Raw genomic sequence first — 22,642 nt, 5'->3', positions numbered from 1 at the left:
GACAGTGGATGCCCGTGCGCCGCGTAGTCGGTCGGCTCAGCCGCGCACGCGACGACGTGCGCGGCCGCGCAGGCTCGCGAGGGCGCGGCGGCTGCCGTGCACCATCGGCACCGACCCGGTCCGACCGCCGCCCGGGAGCACGATCGACGCGGTGACGACGGCATCCACCGTCATCGAGCCGTCGGTCGGGCCCATCACGGCGATGGGCGTCGTCGGCGTCATCACCAACGGCGCCACGGGGGCGGCGGCGAGCGCGCGGTGGGCGTGCAGGTACGCGGGCACCAGCACGACGACAGCACCGAGCCACGCGAGCGGGTTGCTCGCGGCGACGCCGATGAAGCCCAGCATGCTGCCGAGCACGACGGCGGCCGCGACGCGCATGAGGAGCTCGATGACTCCCGTGACGGTCGGGATGAGCGTGTGGCCCAGTCCCTGCAGGGCGCCGCGCAGGACGAACAGGATGCCGAGGATCCAGTAGGTCGCGCCGTTGATGGCGAGCATCTGAGCCGCCAGGTCCACGACCTCGGCGGATCCCTCGCCGACGAAGAGCTGCACGACCGCGGCGCCGAAGACGATCATGAGCGCGCCGAGCACGGCGGCCGATCCCACCGCGATCCAGGTCGCCTGCGCCACCCCGCGGCGGATGCGGTCGGGGCGGCCGCCGCCGTGGTTCTGGGCGACGTACATCGAGACGGCGAGGCCGAGCGACTGCAGGAGGGCGACCGCGAGGCCGTCAACGCGGGATGCTGCGGTGTAGGCGGCGACCGCGTCGGCGCCCAGCCCGTTGAGGGCGACCTGAACCGCGAGGGTCCCGATAGCGATGATGGATGCCTGGAAGCCCATGGGCAGACCGAGGCGCAGGTGCTGCGCGAGCTCGCCGCGGGTCACGCGCCAGTCCTCGCGGCGGACGTGGAGCACCGGCATCCGTCGCCGCACGAACTCGAGGCACAGAAGGACCGACACGGCCTGCGAGACGACGGTCGCGAGAGCTGCGCCGCCGACGCCCCACCCGAGCGCGCCCACCATGACGAGGACGAGCGCCACGTTGAGGGCGCAGGCGAGGGTGAGGAAGATGAGCGGCGTGCGGCTGTCGCCGATCGCGCGGATGATCGCGGAGAGGTAGTTGAAGAACATCAGCGCGCCCGCGCCGAGGAAGCTGATCTGCGCGAAGACGACGGCGTCGTCCATCAGCTCGGCGGGGGTCTGCAGCAGCTCGAGCAGCGGCCGGCTGAGCAGCGGCGCGCCGACCGTCAGCAGCACGGTGCAGGCGCCGGTGAGGAGCGTCCCCGTCGCGACCGAGCGGCGGACGGCCGGGAAGTCCTGCGCCCCGAACGCCTGCGCGGTCGGGATCGCGAAGCCCGACGTCAGACCCCACGCGAAGCCCAGCAGCAGGAAGAGCATGCTGCCCGTCGCCCCGACGGCCGCGAGCGCGTCGACGCCGAGATGGCGTCCGACGACGACGGCGTCGACGAACTGGTACAGCTGCTGCACGACATTGCCGATCAGCAGAGGCACGGCGAAGAGGGCGATGACGCGCCAGGGGCGGCCCGTCGTCAGGGCGGTGGTCATAGGGGACTCTCGAGGGGAGAAGGCTGCGGAGGGGGGAGCGTCGGGATGCCGACCGTCCAGTGTATCGAAACGATTCGGAGTTTCCTGGGCGAAGGCTTGGCGCGTCGGCGGTTCAGAACCCGGCGAGCTGCGCGAGGCGGGCGCGGCCCGGCCCGATGTGCTCCTTGAGTCGCGTGCTCGCCGCCACGACGGCCGGATCGCCGATGCGGTCGCGCGGGATCCGCGCGGGATTGAGAGACGTGGAATCGGCCCACGCGCGGAGGTCCGGCTCCGCCGACATCGCGAGCGAGGCCTCCCCGCCGATCGTCTGCATGACGCACCAGTCCGCCGGCGTGTCGGAGTACGGCGAGGGCCGGCAGACGCGGTTCTTCTCGGCGTCGTCGGAGCGCGTGGCCTCGACGTGGCCCGTGAGCGCCGCGCCGAAGCAAGGGAAACCGACGCGCACGGCCTGCGGCGTGATCGCCTCCGGCGTCCAGATGGGGCGGAGGGGCGAGTACTTGAGTCCCTCCGCGGCGCAGTGCACGACGAGGGCGTGGTGGGGCACGCGCACCTCGGATCCGTCCGCGAACACGAGCCGGCCCGGCGCGACCGCGAAGAGGTGCCCGCGCCGCACGACGTCGTCCACGGTGCGGAGGAGGTCGAGCTCCCACGTGGCGAGCGTGGGCGCTTTGGCCATCGTCGGCAGCACCCCACGGTCGATGCGGAGCATGACTCCGGCATCCTCCATGCGCAGGAAGACGTCGTCGGCGCTGGACGCCGCCGCGGCGGCGACCATGATGTCGGCCGCCATGCCGAGGAAGATCGCCGGGTCGGGCTGCACGACCGCCCGATTGAGCAGCCAGGGGTCGCGCGGGCGCACCCACGTGATCGCGTTCGGCGAGACGCCGTTCTGCAGCAGCCACACGCACGTATCGGTCGCCGTCTTGCCCGACCCCACGATGACGTAGTGCGAGGGCGCCTCGTCGATGCGCACGAGCTCGTTGACCGCGACGACGCGCGCCCCGTCCTCGACGGCGAAGGGCGGGGGAGTGAGGAACGGGATATCCGGCGACAGGTAGGCGGCATCCACGATCCGTGCCCGTGGCGCGTGGAAGCGCGTGCCGCTCAGCAGCGAGACGAACCGGCCGTCTCCGAGGTACTCGCTGCGGCCGTGGAAGACCACGCGGCCTGTCGACGTGAGCCGCGCGAGCACGCGGGAGTAGTAGTCGCAGACCTCCGCGGCGCTCGCGCGCTCGTGCAGGCCGCGCTCCGGGCCGTCGGACTGCACGCGGCCGCCGCCGAGCAGCGTCGAGGGGACGCCGTAGAACGCGGATGCCTGGTGGAGACGCACGAACCCGTAGGCGTCGAGCCAGTGACCGCCCGCGCCGTGCCGCCGGTCGACGATCGCGACGGACGCCACGGGCGACGCCGCGACGAGCGCATCGGTGAACGCCATCCCCATCGCGCCCGCGCCGACGACGAGGTAGTCGACGTCGAGGGTCTGCTCCATGGGCTCATCAGAGCAGGGGCCGTGGGAGACGTCAACGGTCCCGCGGACGAGGTGCGGCTATTCGGGGCTCGTCAGCCACGTGCGGACGGTCCAGGATGCGACCACCTCTCGCGTGACGAACGGGTCGGAGGCGGCGAACTCCTCGGCTGCCTGCCGGGTGGTGAAGACGTTCATCGCCCCCGGCTGACCCTCGACCGGCTCCGCGAAAGGGCCGGTCAGCAGGAGTTCCCCCGGGCGTCTCGCCTGGAACTCCTGGGTGTAGGCGTGGTGTGCGGGAAAGATCTCGGGCACCTTCGCGCGTCCGTCGGGTCCCGAAAAGTAGAGCAGAACGAAGCGCTCGATCCACGGCGGCTGGTCGGTCACGCGGCATCCTTTCGCTCAGGCGTCGAGTCGTTCGCCCAGCTCGATGAGCAGTCCCTCCGGGCCACGCACGTAGCCGACGAGCCAGACGTCCTCGTAGTTCACGAGCTCGCGGACCAGATCGTAGCCCGCGGCGCGCAGGCGCGCGACGAGCTCCTCGACGCCGTCGACGCGATACGCGAGGTGGCGCAGGCCGAGGGCGTTCGAGGGCAGCGACGCGGGAGCCTCGGTGTTCGACGGCGAGATGAAGCGCGAGAGCTCGATCGCACCGGAACCGTCCGGGGCCGTGAGGAAGACCATCTCGACCTCCGTGCCGGTGAGCCCGTTGACGCGGTCGGCCCACTCTCCGCCGACGGTGGCGGTCTCGCCCCGCTCGAACCCGAGCAGGTCGAAGAACGCGGCGACCTTCTCGAGGTCTTGCACGATGAGACCGATGTGCTCGAAGCTCCGGACGGGCATGCTCGGGATGCTACGCCCGACGCGCGCGGAATGATCCTGCTCGAGCCCGTGTTCTCAGCGTGTGACCGGCGACGTGCCGGCGCTGCCTATCGGAGGTCTCGTGAGCACTGTCGCCGAACTGCTCCATGCCAACCTGCACGACGTGTTCGGGAATCGGGATGCCGCGTCCCGCCGCGCCGCGATCGAGCGGACCTATGCGCCCGATGTCACCTTCACCGACCCGGAGGAAGCCGTCACGGGCTGGGACGACCTCGAGGCGAAGGCGGCCGCGCTGCTGGAGAAGGCGCCCGCCGAGTTCGCGTTCGTCGATGACGGCCGCCCTTACGCGTCGGAGTCGCGGGGAGCGCTTGGATGGGCTTTCGGTCCCGCCGGAGCGCCCGTCGTTCGCGGGATCGACGTCATCACGGTGCGCGACGGCGTGATCACCGCTGTCGAGACGTTCTTCGCCGCGGAATGACGCCCGCCCGCTGACCGCTCAGCGCCGATCTCCGAGCGCCTCGGAGATGCGGCGCACCGCCTCGACGATCGTCTCGGGCGCGCACGCCACGTTGAGGCGGGCGAAGCCCGCGCCCGCGGGCCCGAAGTCGAGGCCGCTCACGAGCGCCACCCTGGCGTGTGCGAGGATCCAGGCCGCCGGGTCGTCGCCGAGGTCGAGCGCGCGCAGGTCGAGCCACGCGAGATACGTCGCGCGCCCGCGGCGCAGGCGCGCGCCGGGCACGTGCTCTGCGAGCTGTGCGGTGAGCAGCTCGAGGTTCGCCTCGACGGCAGCCACCGTGGCATCCACCCAGTCCCTCGCGTGGGAGAAGCCCTCGCGCGTCGCGATGAACCCGAAGAGTCCCGCGCGCACGCCCACCTCCACGGGCAGCGAGCGCACGATCGCGGTCATGCGATCGGACTCCGAGACGAACATGGCCGTCTTCAGACCCGCGAGGTTGAACACCTTGCTGCCGGACGCCGCGGCGATCCCGTGGTCGCGTGCCTCGTCCGAGACGGTCAGGTAGGGCGTGAAGGTCGCGCCGGCATGCACGAGCGGCGCGTGGATCTCGTCGCTGAGGACGGATGCGCCGTGCCGGGCCACGATCCGCGAGAGCTCGGCGAGCGTCGCCCGATCGTGCACGGTGCCCGTCGGATTGCCCGGGTTGCAGAGGAGGACGGCTCGCGCGCCGGCCGCCAGGGCGCGGTCGATCCCGCCGAGGTCCAGCGCGTAGTCCGTGCCGTCGTCGAGCATCGGCACCTCGATGACGACGCCTCCCGCCTCGGGGATGAAGTCCCAGAACGGCGGGTACACCGGCGGAGTGATGACGACGCCGTCGCCCGGCGCGATGAGACGGCGCAGGCCCTCCACGATGACGGTGCTGACATCGGTCGCGTAGCCCATGCGCGCGACGTCGGGCCGCCACCCCCAGCGGTCGTCCGCGAAGTCGGCGAAGGCCTGCGCCGTGCGCGTGTCGAGCGTGTTGACGTATCCCGTGTCGTTGAGCTCGAGGGCTCGCGCGAGGGCTTCCTTGATCGGCGGCGCGAGCGGGAAGTCCATCTCGGCGACGAAGAGCGGCAGGACGTCGGCGGGGTAGGCCGTCCACTTCTCGCTCTCGCGCTTGCGGAGGTCCTCGATCGGGTCGGCGTGGGTCACGGTGCGGGGTCCTTCGCTCTCGACGCGCGGGCTGAGCCTCCACTGTCCCATGCCCTGGCTATCGTGGCGCGTATGGACATCGCGACCTCCGCAGACGGCACCCCCATCGCCTATCAGCAGACCGGCGACGGGCCGGTCGTCGTCATCGTCAACGGCGCCCTCTCGCAGGCGGTGGATGCCGCGCCCCTCGCCTCTGCACTGGCGTCGAGGGGCTTCCGCGCCGTGACGTGGGACCGGCGGGCACGGGGGTCGAGCGGCGACGCCGAGGGGAGCACCCCCGAGCGCGAGGCTGAGGACCTCGCGGCCGTCATCGAGGCCGTCGGAGGCGACGCCGCCGTGCTCGGCCACTCGTCGGGCGCCGTCCTCGCGCTCTTCGCCGCATCTCTCGGCGTGCCGATCCGCGCGCTCTTCCTCTCCGAGCCGCCGTTCCACTACGGCGTCGACGAACCGGCCGACGATCTCGCCGCGAGACTGCAGCAGCTCGTCGACGACGGGCGCGGAGAGGAGGCGATCGTGACGTTCCAGCTCGAGGGGATCGGGCTGCCGCCGCAGATGGTCGAGGCCTTCCGGGCGAGCCCGCAGTTCGCCTCGCTCCCGCCGATCGCTCAATCGACGGTCTACGACACGAAGCTCACGAGCCAGGTCTCGACGCCGACCCCCGAGATGACGTCGGTGTCGCAGCCGGTCACGGTGCTGCGCGGCGAGCAGACCTTCCCCTTCCTCATCGGCTCGTCCGACCGCCTCGCTGGCGACATCGCCCACGCGGAGCTCGTCGTCGTCCCCGAGTCCGTCATGCACCGTGCCGACCCCGAGGCGACGGCACGCGTCATCGCCGACCGGCTCCGCTGATCCGGGTCGTCCGGTATCCCTCCCCTTGAGTAACCGGCTCAGATGTCGCTGTAGTCGTTGCCGGGACTCTGGATCTGACCGACCGTATCGCCGTTCATCTGCAGCAGGACGTACTCGATGCCGACCTCTCCGGGGTGAGTGAGCGACGTGGTGCCAGGCACCTCCTGAGAGCCGAGACCGAACGAGTCTGTGACGCCATCACCGTCCATGTCCCCGACTTCCCACCCGCCCGCCGCGGTGACTGCGTCGCGCGGTGCCCCGACTGACACGCCCTCCGCGGTGGTGAGTTCGACATCTCCCGTGGCGGCTGACGTCACGGCGACGCTGGCATAGCCTCCCTGCGGGTCGACGATCGCGCTGATGCCGTCCCATTGGTACTTGACGAAGTAGGCGTCGTAGCCATCGGGAGTGTCCAGCTGTTCGCCCTCGGGAGTGACGCCGGTCGCCTTGCTGAGCAGCGCGAGCACGGCATCCGAGTCGGTGAAGGGCGCAGAGTCCGTCACGCCGTCCGTGACGTATTCCAGCCCGTCGATCGAGACCACGAGCCGTGCCGCCTGCTGAGGCGTCGGGGTCTGCGACGGGGTGGATGTCGGCGCGGGTGCAGCTGTCGTGGTCTCGCTTGCCGCGGGCGTGTTCGCGGCGCAGCCTGTCAGCAGGAGAGCGGCGGTGATCAGTGCGAGCGTGCGGCGGAGCGGCATGAAGATGAACCTAGCGGCAGCGAGCGAAGAGACCGGACCGCTGTGAGTAAGGCCTTCGGCCCAGTGCTACGGTGCGGAATATTCGGACTCTGTGGGAGGAGCAGGTGAGCGACGACCCGGGACTGGGCCTCGCCCTCGGTGGCGGGGGTGCGTTCGGCGCGGCCCACGTGGGCGTCCTGCAGGTGCTGGCGGAGCGCGGCATCCATCCGGGGACCGTCACGGGCACGAGTTCCGGTGCGCTCGTGGGTGCCGCCTACGCCGCCGGCGTCGACGCGGCCGCCATCGCGCGGGCGGCCGGGGAGTTCCGGTGGAGCGCCATCGCCCGCTGGTCGCGCACGCCCCGCTGGGGCCTTCTCGACACGACGGCGGTGACGGCATCCATCACCCGTGTGCTCGGCCACGATCCGCTCATCCAGGATCTCCCGCGGCGGTTCGGGGCGGTGGCGACCGACCTGCGCACGCGGCGCACCGTCGTGATCGATCACGGACCGCTGAGCCTGGCGCTCCGCTCCACGATCGCGGTGCCGGGGCTGCTTCCGCCCGTGCGGCGCGGCGGAGCGCTCCTCGCGGACGGCGGGATGCTCGACAACGTGCCGGTCGCCGCCGCGCGCACGCTGGGCGCGACGCGGGTCATCGTCGTGCGGCTGCATGCGAAGTGGGAGAACGTGCGCATGATGCGCACCGTCACGCGCACCGCCGACCTCCTGCGCGATCCATCCGTCGTGCTCGTCCAGCCCGAGATGGAGCGCATGGCGCAAATGGACGATGTCGGACGTCCCCCGACTCATCGCGGAGGGGAAGAGGGCGGCGACGGTCGCACTCGATGCCGCGACGGAGCGCGGCTGGGAGGAGCAGACCGTCGAGGGGTGAGGATGCCTCGACAAAGCCGCCTCTGGGCATTAGGCTCATTTCGGTTAATACTCGATAACCGAGTTGCAAAGGAGCGGCCGATGCCGACGGCGACGAAGCCGACGTATCGCGATCTCGTGGAGGAGCTGCGCGCGCGGCGCGCGGAAGCTGCGCTGGGCGGCCCCGAGAAGGCTCGCGCGCGCCACACCGAGCGCGGGAAGCTGCTCGCGCGCGACCGCGTCGACCTGCTGCTCGACAGGGGGAGCCCGTTCCTCGAGGTCGCACCGCTCGCGGGCTTCGAGCTCTACGGCGGCGACGCCCCCGCGGCGGGCGTCGTCGCGGGCATCGGGCTGGTCCACGGCCGGCACGTCATGGTCGTCGCGAACGACGCGACGGTGAAGGGCGGCACGTACTACCCGATCACCGTGAAGAAGCATCTGCGCGCCCAGGAGATCGCGGCCGAGAACCGTCTGCCCTGCATCTACCTCGTCGACTCGGGCGGCGCCTTCCTCCCGATGCAGGACGAGGTCTTCCCCGATCGGGATCACTTCGGCCGCATCTTCTACAACCAGGCGCGGATGTCGCGCGACGGCATCCCCCAGATCGCCGCGGTGCTGGGCTCGTCGACGGCGGGCGGCGCGTACGTCCCGGCGATGAGCGATGAGACGGTCATCGTGCGCAACCAGGGGACGATCTTCCTCGGCGGACCGCCGCTCGTGAAGGCCGCGACGGGGGAAGTTGTGACGGCCGAGGACCTCGGTGGCGGAGCCGTGCACACGCGGGTGTCCGGCGTGACCGACCACCTGGCCGAGAACGACGAGCACGCGCTGCAGATCGTCCGCGACATCGTGGCCACCCTCCCGCCGACGCCCCCGCTGCCGCACGAGCCGGATGCCGCCGAGCCTCCCGCTCGTGAGCCCGGCACGCTTGTCGACGTCGTCCCGGTCGAGCTCACGACGCCGTACGACGCGCGCGAGATCATCGATCGGATCATCGACGGCGGGTCGTTCCACGAGTTCAAGCGCGAGTGGGGCGAGACCCTCGTGACGGGCTTCGCGCGGCTGCATGGGCACCGCGTCGGCATCCTCGCCAACAACGGCGTGCTGTTCGCCGAGTCGGCGCTGAAGGGTGCGCACTTCATCGAACTGTGCGATCAGCGCGGCATCCCGCTGGTGTTCCTGCAGAACATCACGGGCTTCATGGTCGGCCGCGAGTACGAGTCGGGCGGCATCGCCAAGCACGGCGCGAAGATGGTCAACGCCGTCGCGTGCGCGTCCGTGCCGAAGCTCACGGTCGTGGTGGGCGGGTCCTTCGGCGCCGGCACCTACTCGATGTGCGGCCGCGCCTACTCGCCGCGCTTCCTGTGGCTGTGGCCGGGCGCGCGCGTCTCGGTCATGGGCGGCCCGCAGGCGGCATCCGTCCTCTCGACCGTCCGCCGCGACCAGATCGAAGCCGCCGGCGGCGAATGGAGCGCCGCCGAGGAGGCGGAGTTCCAGGCGCCGATCCGCGCGCAGTACGAGGAGCAGGGGAGCCCCTACTACTCGACCGCCCGCCTGTGGGACGACGGGATCATCGAGCCGGGACAGACCCGCGACGTGCTCGGCCTCGCGCTCGATGTCTGCATGCGCGCGTCGGCGGGCCCGGCGATCGACCAGCGGCCCGGCTACGGCGTCTTCCGGATGTGAGTGCCATGCAGATCGACAAAGTCCTCATCGCCAACCGTGGCGAGATCGCGTGCCGAATCATCGCGACGCTGCGCCGGCTCGGCATCCGCTCGGTCGCGGTCTACAGCGACGCGGATGCCGGCGCGCGCCACGTCCACCTGGCCGACGAGGCGGTGCGACTCGGCCCCGCGCCCGCCGTGCAGAGCTACCTGAATGTCCCGGCCATCATCGATGCCGCGCGGCGCACCGGAGCCCAGGCGATCCACCCGGGCTATGGCTTCCTGGCCGAGAACGCCGCCTTCGCGCGAGCCTGCGCCGATGCCGGCGTCATCTTCATCGGGCCGGGGCTCGAGGCCATCACGACGATGGGCGACAAGATCACGGCCAAGCTCGCCGTCGAGGCGCGCGGCGTTCCGACGGTGCCCGGCATCGCGCGCCCGGGCCTCACCGACGACGACCTGCTGGCAGCATCCGTCGATGTCGGGTATCCGCTGCTCATCAAGCCCTCCGCGGGCGGCGGAGGCAAGGGCATGCACGTCGTCGAGTCCGCCGACGCGCTGCCCGGCGCGATCGCGGCGGCCAGGCGCGAGGCGGCGGCGAGCTTCGGCGACGACACCCTGTTCCTCGAGCGCTACGTGCAGAACCCTCGGCATATCGAGGTGCAGGTGCTCGCGGACGCGCACGGCGCGGTCGTGCACCTGGGGGAGCGGGAGTGCTCTCTGCAGCGCCGGCACCAGAAGGTCATCGAGGAGGCGCCGTCGCCCCTGCTGGATGCCGCGACCCGCGCCCGCATCGGCGAGGCGGCGTGCGAGACGGCCCGCTCCGTCGGCTACCTCGGGGCCGGCACGGTGGAGTTCATCGTCTCGGCGGCGCGGCCCGACGAGTTCTTCTTCATGGAGATGAACACGCGCCTGCAGGTCGAGCACCCCGTCACCGAGCAGATCACGGGCGTCGACCTGGTCGAGCAGCAGCTGCGCATCGCGGCGGGGGAGCCGCTGTCGTTCACGCAGGGCGATGTGCGCCTCCACGGCCACAGCATCGAGGCCCGCGTGTACGCCGAGGATCCGCGAGCAGGCTTCCTGCCCACCGGGGGGCGCGTCGCCCAGGTGCGGCACCCGTCCGGCGAGGGGATCCGGGTCGACTCAGCCCTCGAGGACGGACTCGACGTCTCGAGCGACTACGACCCCATGCTCGCGAAGATCATCGCGTGGGGCCCCGACCGTGACGAGGCGCGACGCCGGCTGGTGCGCGCGCTCGACGAGACGGCGGTCTTCGGCGTGACGACGAACGTCGAGTTCCTGCGCCTCCTGCTCGAGCTGCCCGCCGTCGCCGCCGGCGATCTCGACACGGGTCTCATCGAGCGCGCGCTGCCCGACCTCCGGTTCGAGATTCCGGATGCCACGACCTTCGCCGAGGCCGCGCTCGTGCTCGACGCGCAGTCCCCGCGCACCGCCGGGCCGTGGGGTCGGGCCGACGGCTGGCGCCTGGGCGCCCCGGCACCGCGGGTCTATCCGCTGCGCGCGGACGGCGGCGAGAGGGCGACCGTCCGCCTCTGGGGCCTGGACGGCGCGCTCGAGGCCGCCGTGGACGACGGGCCGCGGCATCCCGCTCGCCTCGTGCTGCGCGACGGGATCGCACATTCGACGATCGACGGCGCATCGCGCGCGACGGCCGTCCAGCTCGAGGGTGCCCGTGTGGAGCTCGCCCGGGACGGCGCTCAGTTCGTCATCGGCATCGCGGATGCCGAGCACGGCGCCGGTGACCACGCCGACCAGACGCCGCACCTCGACTCGCCGATGCCCGGCGCCGTCGTGCTCGTGCCCGCGCAGCACGGTGATCGGGTCGAAGCCGGAGATCCGGTCGTCGTGGTCGAGGCGATGAAGATGGAGCACGTCGTCCGCGCGACGATCGCCGGCGTCGTCGCCCTGCACGTCACCGTCGGCGAACAGGTGACGCGTGGTCAGACGCTGGCGACGGTGACCCCCGATCCGTCAGGCGACGGCGCGGCCTGACTCAGCCTTCCTCGGCGCCGCGACGAACGGCCTGGCCGTGCGCACGCAGAAGCTCTTCGTGAGCCTTCTCGAGCGCGCGCTTGGCGGCGAGGAAGCTCGACCGAGCCTCGCTGAGCCGGCTGTCCAGCGGCTGCCGCGCCGGATCGCTGGAATGGTAGCTGTGCGTCCATGACATGGGCATCCTCCGATGCAGTCGGCTCCCCCCGAAGCGCCGAGTCAGGATGCCGCACGATGGCGCCCCGCTCGGTGACTGTCTTTCGACACTACCCGGCGCCCGCGGTGAAGCGGGCCGCTCGGTCACTTTCGGATGCAACTATCCGTCATGCGACGAACGCGCTGGCTGTCGGGGGCCGGTGGGAGTATGGGGGAATGCCGGAGTCTCCCGAAGTGCAGGTGCTCGCCGAGTTCCTGGCCGAGCGGCTCGCCGGTCGGCGTGTCGACGAGGTGGACCTGATCGAATTCCGCAGTCTCAAGACGCGGGCGCGACCGCTCTCGTCGCTCGTCGGCGCCGAGGTCGAGGGAGCTGCCCGGTACGGCAAGCACGTCGATCTGCAGCTGAGCGCCGGCCATCTCGTCGTGACGCTCGGGCGCCACGGGTGGATACGGTGGAACGACGCACCGCCGGGCGACCTCGAGCCCGATTCCCCTCCTGCTCTCGCCACCCTCGCCTTCGACGACGGCGGGGTCCTGGAGGCGACGGACGCCGGGGACTGGGTGAGCCTGGGGGTCTCCGTCGTGGATGCGGCGTCCGAGGTGCCGGCCATCGCCAAGCTGGGGCCCGACCCCGCCGATGAGTCGTTCAGCCGTGCGGACTTCGACCGTGCTGTCGTGGGGCGCCGCAAGCAGATCAAGGCGATCCTGCAGGAGCAGGAATCGCTCTCGGGCATCGGGAACGCGTACTCCGACGAGATCCTGCACGCCGCCAAGGTGTCGCCCGTCGCGCACGCGGCGACCCTCGACGGCCGAGCGCTCGACCGCGTGTACGACGAGACGATCGGAGTCGTGCGCGGCGCGATCGCGGCGCGGCGCGGCATCCCGATCCACGAGCTCAAGGCGGCCAAGACCGCCGCGATGCGCGTGCATGGCCGTGCCGGAGAAGCGTGTCCGGTGTGCGGCGACACGATTCGCGAGTTCCGCTTCGCCAGCACGACCGCCGAGTACTGCCCGACCTGTCAGACGGGCGGCGTCGAGCTCTGAGATCCGTCAGCGGGTCCAGCCGAAGGTGTTGAACCACTCCGCTCGGTGAGCGGCCTCTTCCGGCGTCGCCGCTCCTCGGAAGGTGTCGTGAGGTGCGAGGGCTCCCTCGCGGGTGATCGCGACGAAGTCCAGGCACACCGGGCATACCGCGCGCCCCTCGGGGAATCCGTCGTCGAGCGGCTCGGCCGGCGTCGCGGGAGCTCCCGATCCGGGGCAGGCCGGCGGGTCGGCCTGGAGATCCGACCACATGCGGCTCGTACCCGTGCGGTTGTGAAGGCCGGGGTGGCCCGCGGGCCGCGTGCAGACGGCGCCGTCGCGTCGGCTGCGGCACCACCGCGCCGTGGGGAAGTCGGTCACGGGAGGAGTGTAGGCGGCATGGGCGAGGGGCGGGCCGCCCTCGCGCGACCCGCCCCTCGCCCAAGCGTTCGTCAGGCCGTCTGGCCCACGTGCGTCCCCTCCGCGACCTCCTCGACGACCTTCGCGTTGAAGGCGGGGAGGTCGTCGGGGGTGCGACTCGACACGAGGCCGTCGTGCACGACGACCTCCTCGTCGACCCACGTCGCCCCGGCGTTCTTGAGGTCGGTCTTGAGGCTGGGGTAGCTCGTGATCGTCCGTCCCTCGACCACGCCCGCCTCGATGAGCAGCCACGGCCCGTGGCAGATGACGCCGACGGGCTTGTGCTGCTCGAAGAAGGCGCGGGCGAACCGGATCGAGGGCTCGTCCAGCCGCAGGTGGTCGGCGTTCACGACGCCGCCGGGCAGCACGAGCGCGTCGAAGTCCGCCGCATCGGCGTCCGTGACAGCGAGGTCGACCTGCTGCTCGTGGCCGTTCTTGCCGGTGACGGTGAAGTCCGCCGGCGAGACGAGCGACGCCGTCGCTCCGGCATCCGTCACGGCCTGCCAGGGGGAGGTGAGCTCGCTGTCTTCGAAGCCGTCGGTGAGAAGGAATGCGACGCGCTTGCCGGTCAGGTGAGTCATGGATTCTCCTTCGTTCCGGGCACGATGCCGTGCCTCCTTCACGCTAGGCACGGCTCACGGGAAGCGCTGAGGGGTTGCACGGCGTCTTTCGATCGTCTATCGCCCGTGCGCGTCGCGGCCCGGTTACGATCGAGAGATGGCGACCTCGAACCTGCCCACCCCCACGCTGCAGCCCCTCACCGACGACAAGAACCTGCTGACGGTTCTCGAGTCGGGCGCCTCGTGCTGCGGCGGCGGCGCCTGCAGCATCGACTGAGTCAGCCTGCTTCGACGGGCGACAGCAGCGCAGCCGTCAGCTGCGGGCTGAGCCCCGGCACCGCTTCGACCGGCACTGCGAGCGCCTGCAGCGCGCGGCTGAAGTAGTTGCGCACGCCAGCGGCCAACGCGATGTCGACGATCTGGCGGTCGGTGAACCCCACGTCGCGGAGCGCCTGGCTATCCGCATCCGTCATCGCGGCGGCATCCGTCGAGAGTCGCTCGGAGAATCGCATCACCGCCACGTCCGCCTTGCTGAGGTCGGCGTCCTCGTAGTCGCGCGCCGCCCGTTCGAGCTGCGCCTCGTCCATCGCCCCGGCCCGCAGCGTCTTGCGTCCGTGCGCGAGCAGGCAGTGCGGAGACGGGATGCTTCGCGCCGCGCCGAGCGTCGCGAGCTCGTACGTGCGCACGCCGATCGACGTCACGATCGCACGCACGAGTGCCTCGAAGGCTTCGTGCGCCTCGGGGTTGATCGCCATCACCTGCGTGTGGCTGTACACGAAGCCGTCCGCGTCCAGGTCGCCCTGGTACATCTTGGCGACATGGCCTTCCGCGCCCTCGACGGGCGGCGGTGTCACGATCATGGCGATCGCTCCTCCTCACGCCGGCACCGCTGCCGGTCACGGCTCAGCATGCCACCGCGCCCGCCCACCCGGGAGGGGTGGGCGGGCGCGGTCGCTACCGGCTCGGCGAGCCCGGGTCAGTGCCCGACGGGCGCGCCGACCGGCTGGTCGGCCGGCTTGCGGATGAGGAACGCGCCGACGAGCAGCGGAAGCGACAGGAACGCGGCCGTGACGAACGCGGCGTGCGTGCCGGCAGCGCCCGCCGTGACCGCATCGGCGCCCGCGGCCGTCGCGCCGGCCGTCGCGGCCGCCATCACGCCGAACATCAGCGCGATGCCCGCGGCGCCGGCCACCTGCTGCGCCGTGCCCACGACCGCCGAGCCGTAGGAGTAGAACCGCGGCTGCAGCGAGCCGAGCGACGCCGTGAACAGCGGCGTGAAGGACAGCGCCAGGCCGAGCGACAGGGCCGTCTGCACCACCGCGACGAGCCACACCGGCGTCTCGGTGCCGAAGGTGGTGTAGACCCACAGCATCGCGCTCGTGATCACGGCGCCCGGAACGAGCAGGATCGTCGTGCCCCAGCGGTCGTAGATGCGCCCGATGAGCGGACCGGCCAGACCCATCGCGAGAGCACCGGGGAGGACGACGAGTCCGGTCGTGAGCGGATCGATGCCGAGGACGTCCTGGAGATACAGCGGCACGACGGTGATCGCTCCGAAGAAGGCCATCGACATGATCGACATCTGCGCGATCGACAGCGAGAAGTTCGCGCTGCGGAACACGCGCAGATCGAGCAGCGCGTCGTCGCTGCGCTGGAGCACGACCTGGCGCCATCCGAACAGGCCCAGCGCGATGACACCCACCGCGAGCGACACGACGAGGGTCGTCGTCGACGCGGCGCTCGCCGCCGCGGCGTCCGCCCCGCTGCCGTGCCCGCCGGCGCCGAGCTGGCTGAGGCCGAAGACGAGACCGCCGAAGCCGAACGCGGAGAGGATCACCGACAGCACGTCGATCGGCGCGCGCGTCGTCTCGCCGAGGTTGTGGATCCAGCGCGCCCCCACGACGAGTGTCACGACCGCGATGGGCAGCACGATGCCGAAGATCCAGCGCCACTCGAAGTTGTTGAGGATCGCGCCGGCGAGGGTGGGGCCGATCGCCGGGGCGAGGGACATCACGATGCTGACCCGGCCCATCATGCGGCCGCGGATCGCGGGAGGCACGACCGTCATGAGCGTCGTCATGAGCAGCGGCATCATGATCGCGGTTCCGGACGCCTGCACGACGCGCGCGACGAGCAGCAGTGGGAAGCCGGGGGAGAGGAACGCGATGAGGGTTCCGAGGGAGAACAGGCCCATCGCCGAGACGAACATCGTCCGCGTCGTGAACCGGCGCAGGAGGAAGCCCGTGATCGGGATGACGACCGCCATCGTCAGCATGAAAGCCGTCGTGAGCCACTGCGCCTGCAGCGCCGTGATGCCGAGGTCGGTGATGAGGTGCGGGATCGCGACGCCCATCGTGGTCTCGTTGAGGATCGCGACGAACGCGGCCGCGAGGAGCAGCCAGACGACGCGGCTCTCCTCCCGCCCGAGCGTGGGAACGGAGGCCGCGGCGGGAGCCGTGCCGATGGTGCGAGAGGTGTCGGTAGCGGCCATGGTCGTCTCCTCAGAGCTTTGGGCGGGGGGAAGGCGAACACCGAAGTGGCGCACGAAGAACGATAACGGCCCCGTCAGACATCGCATTCCCATCGCGGGGTGACAGCATTCGGATATGGCCCGCGCCCCGATCCATTCGAACGTCATCCTGCGGTCGACGATCGCGCTCGCGGCGGGGCTCGCGGTCGGCGTCTGGCTGTGGAACGTGCTCGATCCGTGGGCCGGGATCCTGGGCGGGTGGGGCACGGCGGCCGCGATCGCGTCGGGGTGGATCCTCATCGTCGTGTGGCGAATGGATGCCGCGCAGACGCGCGCGCACGCGCGTGCGGAGGATCCGGGTCGCCGCACCGCACGGATCATCGCCGTCTTCGCGAGCGTGGCGAGCCTCGTCGCCGTCGCGGCGGTCCTCATCCAGGTCCAGCACGCTCCGCCCGTCGAGGCGTGGGTGCTCGCGGGCATCGCGCTCGTCGCGGTCGCGGCATCCTGGACCCTCATCCAGACCGACTACCTGCTCAGGATCGCCGCGATCTACTATCGCGACCCCGTCGGGGGAATCGACTTCAACCAGGACGAGGACCCGATGTACACCGACTTCGCGTACATCTCGTTCGGCCTCGGCATGGCGTATCAGATCGCCGACACGAACCTGCGGACCAACGAGCTGCGACGCATCGTGCTCGCGCAGATGCTCATCTCGTACGCCTTCGGCGCGATCATCCTCGCGACCGTGATCAACCTCGTCGCGGGACTCGGCTGAGCGGGCGGATCAGACCTCGGTGCGCTCCTCGTCGCCCGGCTCGTCCCACTTCTCGGTGCCGGGTGCGTCGGTGCGCTGAGGGGTGGGCTCCTCTTCGAGCAGCTTCGCGGGCTCGGGCTCGATGAGCTGCTCGGTCGGTGCGTCCTTGAGCTCGTCGATGTCCTTGCGGAGCTCGTCGAGATCGGGGCCTTCGGGCTGCTCGGGCAGGGAGGTCATGGCGCCAGCCTAGCCCCGGTGTCCGCGGCGGTCATTAGGCTCGTTTCATGAGCATGGGACGCGGCGGAGGGGGCGGAGGGCCTGCCTTCCGCGGCGTCGACATCGAGGCGCAGCGCAAGCTCAACGCCGCCGCGCCGAAGATCCCCGACCTCGGCAAGCGCGTCACGGCGCTCTTCCGGCCCTACCTCGGCAGGCTCGTCTTCACAGGCTTCCTCGTCGTCGCGGGCGCCGCGATCGCGGTCGTGCCGCCGCTCCTCGTCGAGCGCATCTTCGACGACGCGCTCTTCCCGACCGACGGCGGCCCCGTCGATCTGCCGCTCCTGGTGAAGCTCGTCGCAGCCATGATCGGGCTGTTCCTCCTGTCGGCGGCGCTCGGGGTCGTGCAGACCTACTACACGGCGACGATCGGCAACAGCGTCACGGGCGACCTGCGGGTCAAGCTCTTCGACCACCTGCAGGCGATGGAGCTCGCCTTCTTCACCCGGACCAAGACCGGCGTCATCCAGTCCCGGCTCCAGAACGACGTCGGCGGCGTCTCGGCCGTCCTCACCAACACCGTCACGAGCATCCTGGGCAACCTCGTCACCGTCGTCGCGTCGCTCATCGCGATGATCCTGATCGACTGGCGCCTGACCCTCATCGCCGTGATCCTCATGCCCTTCCTCATCCTCGTGCAGCGCCGCGTGGGCCAGGTCCGCGCGCGGATCGCGGGCGAGACGCAGGAGTCGCTGTCCGAGCTGTCGGCGATCACGCAGGAGACGCTGAGCGTCTCGGGCATCCTGCTGTCGAAGTCGTTCAACCGCCAGCGCACGGAGTCGGCCCGCTATCAGGTCGAGAATCGCAATCAGGTGCGCCTGCAGGTGCGCCGCGCGATGAGCGGCCAGGGCTTCTTCGCCGTGGTCCAGGTGATCATGTCGTCGGTGCCGGCGATCATCTATCTCGTCGCCGGCTATCTCATCACGGGCAGCGCCGACGCGACCATCACGGCGGGAACCATCGTCGCGTTCACGACGGTGCAAGCGCGCCTCCTCATGCCGCTCATGGGCCTCATGCGCGTCGCACTCGACGTGCAGACGTCGTCGGCGCTCTTCGCGCGCATCTTCGAATACCTCGATCTGAAGCCCGCGATCAGCGACGAGCCGGGCGCGATCCCGGTGGCGTCCGCGCCCGGTCCGATCGGCCGCATCGAGTTCCGCGACGTCGTGTTCCGGTATCCGGATGCCGCGCCCGACGCGCGCCCGACGCTCGGCGGCGTCTCGTTCGTCGCCGACCCCGGCCAGCACGTCGCGTTCGTCGGACCGTCCGGCGCGGGCAAGACGACAGTGCTCTACCTGACTCCGCGCATGTACGAAGCGTCCGGCGGGTCGGTCCTGTTCGCGGGCGCCGACGTGCGGCATCTGACGCAGGAGTCGATCATCGACAACGTCGGGATCGTCTCGCAGGAGACCTACCTCTTCCACGCGACGATCCGAGAGAACCTGCGGTACGCCAAGCCCGACGCGACGGATGCCGAGCTCGAGGCCGCGTGCCGCGCCGCCAACATCCACCACATCATCGAGGGGTTCGAGAAGGGCTACGACACCGTGGTGGGGGAGCGCGGCTACCGCCTCTCCGGCGGGGAGAAGCAGCGCATCGCCATTGCGCGCGTGCTGCTGAAGGACCCGCCCGTCCTGCTTCTCGACGAAGCGACCTCGGCACTCGACACGGTCTCGGAGCGGGTCGTGCAGGAGGCGCTGGATGCCGCGGCGCGCGGCCGCACGACGCTGTCGATCGCCCACCGGCTCTCGACCGTGATCGGCGCCGACGTCATCCACGTCGTCGACGGCGGACGCATCGTCGAGTCCGGCACCCACGCCGAGCTCATCTCGCACGACGGCCTCTACGCCGAGCTCGCGGCTCAGCAGCTGGCCGCCTCGCGCATCCTCGAGACCGAGGCCGCCGAACTGCGTGGGCAGCGCCCGATCGACCACGCCCGCCGTCGAGGCGACCGCGCCCCCGACCAGCCTGCGGTCATCCTCACCCCGACCGGACCGGTCCGCGTCCCCGACGAGGGCTGACGGCGGCCCGGCCCGGTGCCCCGACGCCGAGTTGCCGGGCCGGGCGCCGCGCTGCATCCATCTGTGCCCCGTTGCCAGAAGTTCTCGCAAACCTGTGCCGAGTTGCCAGATCTTCTGGCAAACCTTTGCCGAGTTGCCAGATCTTCTGGCAACTCCGCCGCGACATCGGCCCCATCGCCAGGTGCGTCTGGCCGCACGTCAGGCGCGCCGGACGATTGCGGCTGCGAGGTCGCGAAGCACCTTGCCAGGATCGTCCAGATCGGCCTGGGTCACGGGAAGGTAGATCCACCCGAGAGCTTCGATGCGGCGACGGCGCGCGATGTCCTGACGCCACTGCTCGCGATCCCGATGGTGGTCGCCTTCGTACTCGATCGCGATCCGCAGGTCGGGGAGAGCCAGATCGACACGGGCGACGAAGACGCCGTGGGCATCGCGAAGTTCGATGTTCGTGGCGAACGGCCCGAATCCGGCGCGGATGAGGAGCACACGAAGCTCCGATTCCTTGGGCGACTCCGCGCCGCCATCCAGCAGCTCGAGGGCCTGCCGCGCCGTGCGCACACCACGTCGTTCTCCGGCGCGTTCGACCTCGTGAGCGAGTGCAGCAAGGGTGGTCGAGGGGCGATCGCGCCTCAGAATATGATCGCCCACGGCCACGAGGGCCGGAACATCCAGAAGCTCCGCGAGATCAAGGAAGGTTCGCGTGACACCCGTCAAGCGGAGTCCGTTCGAGATCTCCACATCGTCATCGTCGAGCGGGCGTTGGTGACCGATCAGCGACTTCCTCCGCGGTGCGCGGACCCCGACGGGTACGGTCGCATGCAACACCTGTTCAGGTATGTATCGGGTCGGGAGCGGCCACGCGCGAACGCCGGCGGCCGTCGTGTGGCTGAAAGCCGCCGACGGCGGAAGCGTCAGCGCGTGTGCGAGGCACCGGCTGCGAAGGTCTCGCGCCGATGTCGGCAATCGCACACCCCGGGTGGGACTCCAGAGATCCGACTGGGCCAGACGCAATGATGAGACCTCCGGCACTGCCGTGACGTGGAACACCCGTCCGCGCACGGCGGCGGGCAGGGGCTTGGGAGAGTGCGGCATCCCGTCATCGTGCAAGGCCGCGGCCTTCGCCGACGCGGCCGTTGCCGAATCCGTGTGCAATCCGGTCCGCGATCGGGCTGGGGAGGCGACGACGAGCCGTCCATCTGCCCGAAGATGTGGCAACTCGACCCCGAACGGCGCGATCTTCTGGCAACTCGCCGGGGTGGGCCGGGAGGGGAGCTACCAGAGCCGAGCGGCGGCCGCGAGCGCGGAGGACTCCTCGTCGAGAGCGGCGGACGCGCCGCCCCGAGCCCAGATGTCGCGCGTGAAGACGCCGAGCGCGCGGCGGTACGCGTCGTCGGGGTGCTCCTCGGCGATCCGCACCAGTGGGGGAAGGTCCATGGCGAGGATGAGGTGCACGCGCTGCTGCACGGCGGCGGCATGGCCCGCCCGGTCGAGCTCGGCGATGCCGCCCGCCATGCCGTCGAGGTAGTCCTGAAGCACGGCGACAGCGTCCTTGCGCTGCGTGATGGACGAGCCGTCAGCACGCTCGCGCCAGTGCGCGACGACGTCGGGAACGACGTCGAACGCGCGAGCGGTGGCGTACATCCGCTGCGCGACGACCTGGTCCTCGTAGAGGCGGCCGACGGGGAAGCGCAGGCCGGTGCGGCGCCAGAAGTCGATGCGGCTCACCTTCGACCACGCGACGATGTTCGCGGATGCCGCGGGATGCTGGTCGATCGTCGTGGCGCGCCGCTCGGGGTCGGTCGCCGCGGCGACCCAGGGCTGCACGATCCCCGTCGTGTACCCGCCGTCGCCGTCGGGGCGGAGCCGCACGTACGCACCCAGTGCGAAGTCGCTGCCGGTCTCGTCGAGCGTGCCGACGAGGCGCTCGAGCGCCGTCGGGGTGAGCATGTCGTCGGCGTCGAGGAAGCCGACGAGCGGTGTTTCAACGAGGTCGAGCCCGGTGTTGCGGGCAGCGCCGAGACCCTGCTGCCGCACGTGGCGAACGAGACGGAAGCGAGGATCGGAGGCCGCTGCATCCGCGAAGATCCGGCTCGTCCCGTCGGTCGAGGCGTCGTCGACGAGGATCGCGACCCAGTCCTCGCGCGTCTGCGCCCGCAGCGAATCGAGCGCTTCGCCGGCGTACTCCTCGACCTCGAATCCGGGAACGATGATCGTGACGGCGGCGGGGGCGCTCGGCAGGCTCACCCGCCCGATCGTACCGCCGCGACGGATGCCGCGACCGCGTCGGCGACAGCGTCCAGGGGCGCGCTCAGCTCGTGCGGGAACGTGAACCGCACGGCCGTCTGCGCCACCTCGGGCGGAATGCCCATCGCCACGAGCACATGCGACGGCTCGTCGCTTCCCGCCGCGCACGCCGACCCGCTCGACGAGACGACACCGCGCCGCTCGAGCTCGAGGAGCACCGCCTCGCCGCTCGTCCCGGTGAAGGTGAAGCTCGCCGTGCCGGGCAGCCGATGCACCGGGTCGCCAGTCAGTCGGGCGCTCGGCACCGTGGACAGCACCCTGCCCACGAACGCATCGCGGATCGCCGACACGCGAGCCGCCGACTCGGCCCGTTCGGCCTCGGCGAGGTCGAGCGCGGTCGCGAGGGCGACGGCGCCGGCGACGTCCTCCGTGCCGCTGCGACGGCCGCGCTCCTGGCCGCCGCCGTGCAGCAGCGGCTCCAGCGGGATCCGACCGCGGACGCCGAGCGCGCCCGTCCCCTTCGGCGCACCGAGCTTGTGCCCCGCGATCGAGATGGCGTCGAAGCCGAGCTCCTCAGCGGACAGCGGCAGCCAGCCGGCGGCCTGCACGGCATCGACATGGAGCGGGATGCCGCGGCTGCGCGTCACGGCGGCGATGGCCGCGACATCCTGGACCGTGCCGACCTCGTTGTTCGCGTAGCCGACGCTGACGAGCGCCGTGTCGTCACGGAGGGCGTCGGCCACGGCATCCGGTGACACGCGCCCTGTGCCGTCCACGGGGACCTGCGTGACGTCGAAGCCGTGGACGCGGTGGAGGTAGTCGCCCGACTCGAGGATCGCCTCGTGCTCGATCGGGGTCGTCACGAAGTGGCCGGCGTCGCGATGCTGCTGCGCGGCGATCGCGATGCCCTTGACCGCGAGGTTGTCGGCTTCGGTGCCGCCGGAGGTGAAGACGATGTCGCCCGCGCGCAGGCCGAGCACCTTCGCCACCCGCCGGCGCGCGTCCGCGAGTGCCTCTGCCGCCGCCTCGCCGACCGTGTGGTGGCTCGACGCGTTGCCGAACCAGCGCGTGAGGTACGGCATCATCGCATCGAGCACTTCGGGCCGCACCGGCGTGGTCGCCGCGTTGTCGAAGTAGAGCATCGA

Annotated in this window: 22 protein-coding genes and 1 pseudogene; 8 read left to right on the top strand and 15 right to left on the bottom strand. The window is 71.0% G+C overall.

The features are described 5' to 3' along the window. Nucleotides 1-36: 36 nt before the first annotated feature. From AAIB33_RS08705 to AAIB33_RS08690, 4 genes are all read right to left on the bottom strand, one after another. Nucleotides 37-1,569, bottom strand: coding sequence for an MATE family efflux transporter (locus tag AAIB33_RS08705; RefSeq protein ID WP_345803141.1), 1,533 nt, complete (start codon nucleotides 1,567-1,569; stop codon nucleotides 37-39). Between the two features lie 112 nt (nucleotides 1,570-1,681). Continuing rightward, the gene (locus AAIB33_RS08700) at nucleotides 1,682-3,058 is read right to left on the bottom strand and encodes a pyridine nucleotide-disulfide oxidoreductase (protein WP_345803140.1); all 1,377 of its coding nucleotides are present in this window, start codon (nucleotides 3,056-3,058) and stop codon (nucleotides 1,682-1,684) included. 57 nt (nucleotides 3,059-3,115) lie between these two features. After that, complete coding sequence (locus AAIB33_RS08695; protein ID WP_345803139.1) at nucleotides 3,116-3,421, bottom strand: hypothetical protein; 306 nt, start codon at nucleotides 3,419-3,421, stop codon at nucleotides 3,116-3,118. A gap of 15 nt (nucleotides 3,422-3,436) precedes the next feature. Next, a complete protein-coding gene (locus tag AAIB33_RS08690) occupies nucleotides 3,437-3,877 on the bottom strand; it encodes a VOC family protein (RefSeq protein ID WP_345803138.1) in 441 nt (146 codons plus the stop codon). Nucleotides 3,878-3,977: 100 nt separating this feature from the next. Between AAIB33_RS08690 and AAIB33_RS08685 the strand changes: the two genes are divergently transcribed. Beyond that, nucleotides 3,978-4,334: a nuclear transport factor 2 family protein gene (locus AAIB33_RS08685; RefSeq protein ID WP_345803137.1), complete on the top strand. Its 357-nt coding sequence runs from the start codon at nucleotides 3,978-3,980 to the stop codon at nucleotides 4,332-4,334. A gap of 18 nt (nucleotides 4,335-4,352) precedes the next feature. Here the strand turns inward: AAIB33_RS08685 and AAIB33_RS08680 are convergent, their stop codons facing one another. After that, on the bottom strand, nucleotides 4,353-5,507 hold the full coding sequence (locus AAIB33_RS08680; RefSeq protein ID WP_345803136.1) for an aminotransferase class I/II-fold pyridoxal phosphate-dependent enzyme: 1,155 nt from the start codon (nucleotides 5,505-5,507) through the stop codon (nucleotides 4,353-4,355). A gap of 72 nt (nucleotides 5,508-5,579) precedes the next feature. On the opposite strand from AAIB33_RS08680, the gene AAIB33_RS08675 reads away from it, so the two are divergent. Then, on the top strand, nucleotides 5,580-6,356 hold the full coding sequence (locus tag AAIB33_RS08675) for an alpha/beta hydrolase (protein ID WP_345803135.1): 777 nt from the start codon (nucleotides 5,580-5,582) through the stop codon (nucleotides 6,354-6,356). Nucleotides 6,357-6,394: 38 nt separating this feature from the next. Here AAIB33_RS08675 and AAIB33_RS08670 read toward each other — a convergent pair whose 3' ends face one another. Then, a complete protein-coding gene (locus AAIB33_RS08670) occupies nucleotides 6,395-7,054 on the bottom strand; it encodes a hypothetical protein (RefSeq protein WP_345803134.1) in 660 nt (219 codons plus the stop codon). A gap of 71 nt (nucleotides 7,055-7,125) precedes the next feature. On the opposite strand from AAIB33_RS08670, the pseudogene AAIB33_RS08665 reads away from it, so the two are divergent. From AAIB33_RS08665 to AAIB33_RS08655, 3 genes and pseudogenes are all read left to right on the top strand, one after another. Beyond that, a pseudogene (locus AAIB33_RS08665) lies at nucleotides 7,126-7,650 on the top strand (patatin-like phospholipase family protein); the annotation flags it as partial. Nucleotides 7,651-8,004: 354 nt separating this feature from the next. After that, nucleotides 8,005-9,588 carry a carboxyl transferase domain-containing protein gene (locus tag AAIB33_RS08660; RefSeq protein WP_345803409.1) on the top strand — a complete coding sequence of 528 codons (1,584 nt, stop codon included), beginning with the start codon at nucleotides 8,005-8,007 and terminating at the stop codon, nucleotides 9,586-9,588. Between the two features lie 5 nt (nucleotides 9,589-9,593). Continuing rightward, on the top strand, nucleotides 9,594-11,579 hold the full coding sequence (locus AAIB33_RS08655) for an acetyl-CoA carboxylase biotin carboxylase subunit (RefSeq protein ID WP_345803133.1): 1,986 nt from the start codon (nucleotides 9,594-9,596) through the stop codon (nucleotides 11,577-11,579). A gap of 1 nt (nucleotide 11,580) precedes the next feature. Here the strand turns inward: AAIB33_RS08655 and AAIB33_RS08650 are convergent, their stop codons facing one another. Continuing rightward, a complete protein-coding gene (locus AAIB33_RS08650) occupies nucleotides 11,581-11,754 on the bottom strand; it encodes a hypothetical protein (RefSeq protein ID WP_345803132.1) in 174 nt (57 codons plus the stop codon). A gap of 194 nt (nucleotides 11,755-11,948) precedes the next feature. Between AAIB33_RS08650 and AAIB33_RS08645 the strand changes: the two genes are divergently transcribed. After that, nucleotides 11,949-12,776 carry a DNA-formamidopyrimidine glycosylase family protein gene (locus AAIB33_RS08645; protein ID WP_345803131.1) on the top strand — a complete coding sequence of 276 codons (828 nt, stop codon included), beginning with the start codon at nucleotides 11,949-11,951 and terminating at the stop codon, nucleotides 12,774-12,776. Nucleotides 12,777-12,782: 6 nt separating this feature from the next. Here AAIB33_RS08645 and AAIB33_RS08640 read toward each other — a convergent pair whose 3' ends face one another. The 4 genes from AAIB33_RS08640 to AAIB33_RS08625 all read right to left on the bottom strand — a co-directional run bounded on the left by AAIB33_RS08640 (nucleotide 12,783) and on the right by AAIB33_RS08625 (nucleotide 16,223). Then, complete coding sequence (locus AAIB33_RS08640; protein WP_345803130.1) at nucleotides 12,783-13,133, bottom strand: hypothetical protein; 351 nt, start codon at nucleotides 13,131-13,133, stop codon at nucleotides 12,783-12,785. A gap of 71 nt (nucleotides 13,134-13,204) precedes the next feature. Further along, nucleotides 13,205-13,753 (bottom strand): type 1 glutamine amidotransferase domain-containing protein, encoded by a 549-nt coding sequence (locus tag AAIB33_RS08635; protein WP_345803129.1) that lies wholly within the window; start codon nucleotides 13,751-13,753, stop codon nucleotides 13,205-13,207. 257 nt (nucleotides 13,754-14,010) lie between these two features. Beyond that, entirely contained in the window at nucleotides 14,011-14,592 is a 582-nt protein-coding gene (locus tag AAIB33_RS08630) for a carboxymuconolactone decarboxylase family protein (protein WP_345803128.1), read from the bottom strand. A gap of 116 nt (nucleotides 14,593-14,708) precedes the next feature. Then, nucleotides 14,709-16,223 (bottom strand): DHA2 family efflux MFS transporter permease subunit, encoded by a 1,515-nt coding sequence (locus AAIB33_RS08625; RefSeq protein WP_345803127.1) that lies wholly within the window; start codon nucleotides 16,221-16,223, stop codon nucleotides 14,709-14,711. A gap of 115 nt (nucleotides 16,224-16,338) precedes the next feature. Between AAIB33_RS08625 and AAIB33_RS08620 the strand changes: the two genes are divergently transcribed. Beyond that, complete coding sequence (locus AAIB33_RS08620) at nucleotides 16,339-16,980, top strand: DUF1345 domain-containing protein (protein ID WP_345803126.1); 642 nt, start codon at nucleotides 16,339-16,341, stop codon at nucleotides 16,978-16,980. 9 nt (nucleotides 16,981-16,989) lie between these two features. On the opposite strand, the gene AAIB33_RS08615 is transcribed toward AAIB33_RS08620, so the two are convergent. Continuing rightward, nucleotides 16,990-17,196, bottom strand: coding sequence for a hypothetical protein (locus AAIB33_RS08615; protein WP_345803125.1), 207 nt, complete (start codon nucleotides 17,194-17,196; stop codon nucleotides 16,990-16,992). Nucleotides 17,197-17,249: 53 nt separating this feature from the next. On the opposite strand from AAIB33_RS08615, the gene AAIB33_RS08610 reads away from it, so the two are divergent. Next, entirely contained in the window at nucleotides 17,250-19,253 is a 2,004-nt protein-coding gene (locus AAIB33_RS08610; RefSeq protein WP_345803408.1) for an ABC transporter ATP-binding protein, read from the top strand. Nucleotides 19,254-19,451: 198 nt separating this feature from the next. Here the strand turns inward: AAIB33_RS08610 and AAIB33_RS08605 are convergent, their stop codons facing one another. The 3 genes from AAIB33_RS08605 to AAIB33_RS08595 all read right to left on the bottom strand — a co-directional run bounded on the left by AAIB33_RS08605 (nucleotide 19,452) and on the right by AAIB33_RS08595 (nucleotide 22,639). After that, nucleotides 19,452-19,991 carry a hypothetical protein gene (locus AAIB33_RS08605; protein ID WP_345803124.1) on the bottom strand — a complete coding sequence of 180 codons (540 nt, stop codon included), beginning with the start codon at nucleotides 19,989-19,991 and terminating at the stop codon, nucleotides 19,452-19,454. Between the two features lie 534 nt (nucleotides 19,992-20,525). Beyond that, a complete protein-coding gene (locus AAIB33_RS08600) occupies nucleotides 20,526-21,497 on the bottom strand; it encodes a glycosyltransferase family 2 protein (protein WP_345803123.1) in 972 nt (323 codons plus the stop codon). Beyond that, nucleotides 21,494-22,639 (bottom strand): cysteine desulfurase family protein, encoded by a 1,146-nt coding sequence (locus tag AAIB33_RS08595; RefSeq protein WP_345803407.1) that lies wholly within the window; start codon nucleotides 22,637-22,639, stop codon nucleotides 21,494-21,496. The genes AAIB33_RS08600 and AAIB33_RS08595 overlap by 4 nt, the downstream gene beginning before the upstream one ends. Nucleotides 22,640-22,642: the final 3 nt, after the last annotated feature.

Source organism: Microbacterium sp. AZCO, assembly GCF_039614715.1.
Lineage (GTDB): Bacteria > Actinomycetota > Actinomycetes > Actinomycetales > Microbacteriaceae > Microbacterium.
This window is presented reverse-complemented; position numbering and strand designations above follow the sequence as displayed.

What these genes read in the sequence shown, in the direction of transcription:
- AAIB33_RS08660 (WP_345803409.1), top strand. Translation starts at nt 8,005, where the DNA reads ATGCCGACGGCGACGAAGCCGACGTATCGCGATCTCGTGGAGGAGCTG.
- AAIB33_RS08625 (WP_345803127.1), bottom strand. Translation starts at nt 16,223, where the DNA reads ATGGCCGCTACCGACACCTCTCGCACCATCGGCACGGCTCCCGCCGCG.
- AAIB33_RS08620 (WP_345803126.1), top strand. Translation starts at nt 16,339, where the DNA reads ATGGCCCGCGCCCCGATCCATTCGAACGTCATCCTGCGGTCGACGATC.
- AAIB33_RS08645 (WP_345803131.1), top strand. Translation starts at nt 11,949, where the DNA reads ATGCCGGAGTCTCCCGAAGTGCAGGTGCTCGCCGAGTTCCTGGCCGAG.
- AAIB33_RS08700 (WP_345803140.1), bottom strand. Translation starts at nt 3,058, where the DNA reads ATGGAGCAGACCCTCGACGTCGACTACCTCGTCGTCGGCGCGGGCGCG.
- AAIB33_RS08615 (WP_345803125.1), bottom strand. Translation starts at nt 17,196, where the DNA reads ATGACCTCCCTGCCCGAGCAGCCCGAAGGCCCCGATCTCGACGAGCTC.
- AAIB33_RS08655 (WP_345803133.1), top strand. Translation starts at nt 9,594, where the DNA reads ATGCAGATCGACAAAGTCCTCATCGCCAACCGTGGCGAGATCGCGTGC.
- AAIB33_RS08650 (WP_345803132.1), bottom strand. Translation starts at nt 11,754, where the DNA reads ATGTCATGGACGCACAGCTACCATTCCAGCGATCCGGCGCGGCAGCCG.
- AAIB33_RS08705 (WP_345803141.1), bottom strand. Translation starts at nt 1,569, where the DNA reads ATGACCACCGCCCTGACGACGGGCCGCCCCTGGCGCGTCATCGCCCTC.
- AAIB33_RS08610 (WP_345803408.1), top strand. Translation starts at nt 17,250, where the DNA reads ATGGGACGCGGCGGAGGGGGCGGAGGGCCTGCCTTCCGCGGCGTCGAC.
- AAIB33_RS08635 (WP_345803129.1), bottom strand. Translation starts at nt 13,753, where the DNA reads ATGACTCACCTGACCGGCAAGCGCGTCGCATTCCTTCTCACCGACGGC.
- AAIB33_RS08630 (WP_345803128.1), bottom strand. Translation starts at nt 14,592, where the DNA reads ATGATCGTGACACCGCCGCCCGTCGAGGGCGCGGAAGGCCATGTCGCC.
- AAIB33_RS08690 (WP_345803138.1), bottom strand. Translation starts at nt 3,877, where the DNA reads ATGCCCGTCCGGAGCTTCGAGCACATCGGTCTCATCGTGCAAGACCTC.
- AAIB33_RS08675 (WP_345803135.1), top strand. Translation starts at nt 5,580, where the DNA reads ATGGACATCGCGACCTCCGCAGACGGCACCCCCATCGCCTATCAGCAG.
- AAIB33_RS08595 (WP_345803407.1), bottom strand. Translation starts at nt 22,639, where the DNA reads ATGCTCTACTTCGACAACGCGGCGACCACGCCGGTGCGGCCCGAAGTG.
- AAIB33_RS08670 (WP_345803134.1), bottom strand. Translation starts at nt 7,054, where the DNA reads ATGCCGCTCCGCCGCACGCTCGCACTGATCACCGCCGCTCTCCTGCTG.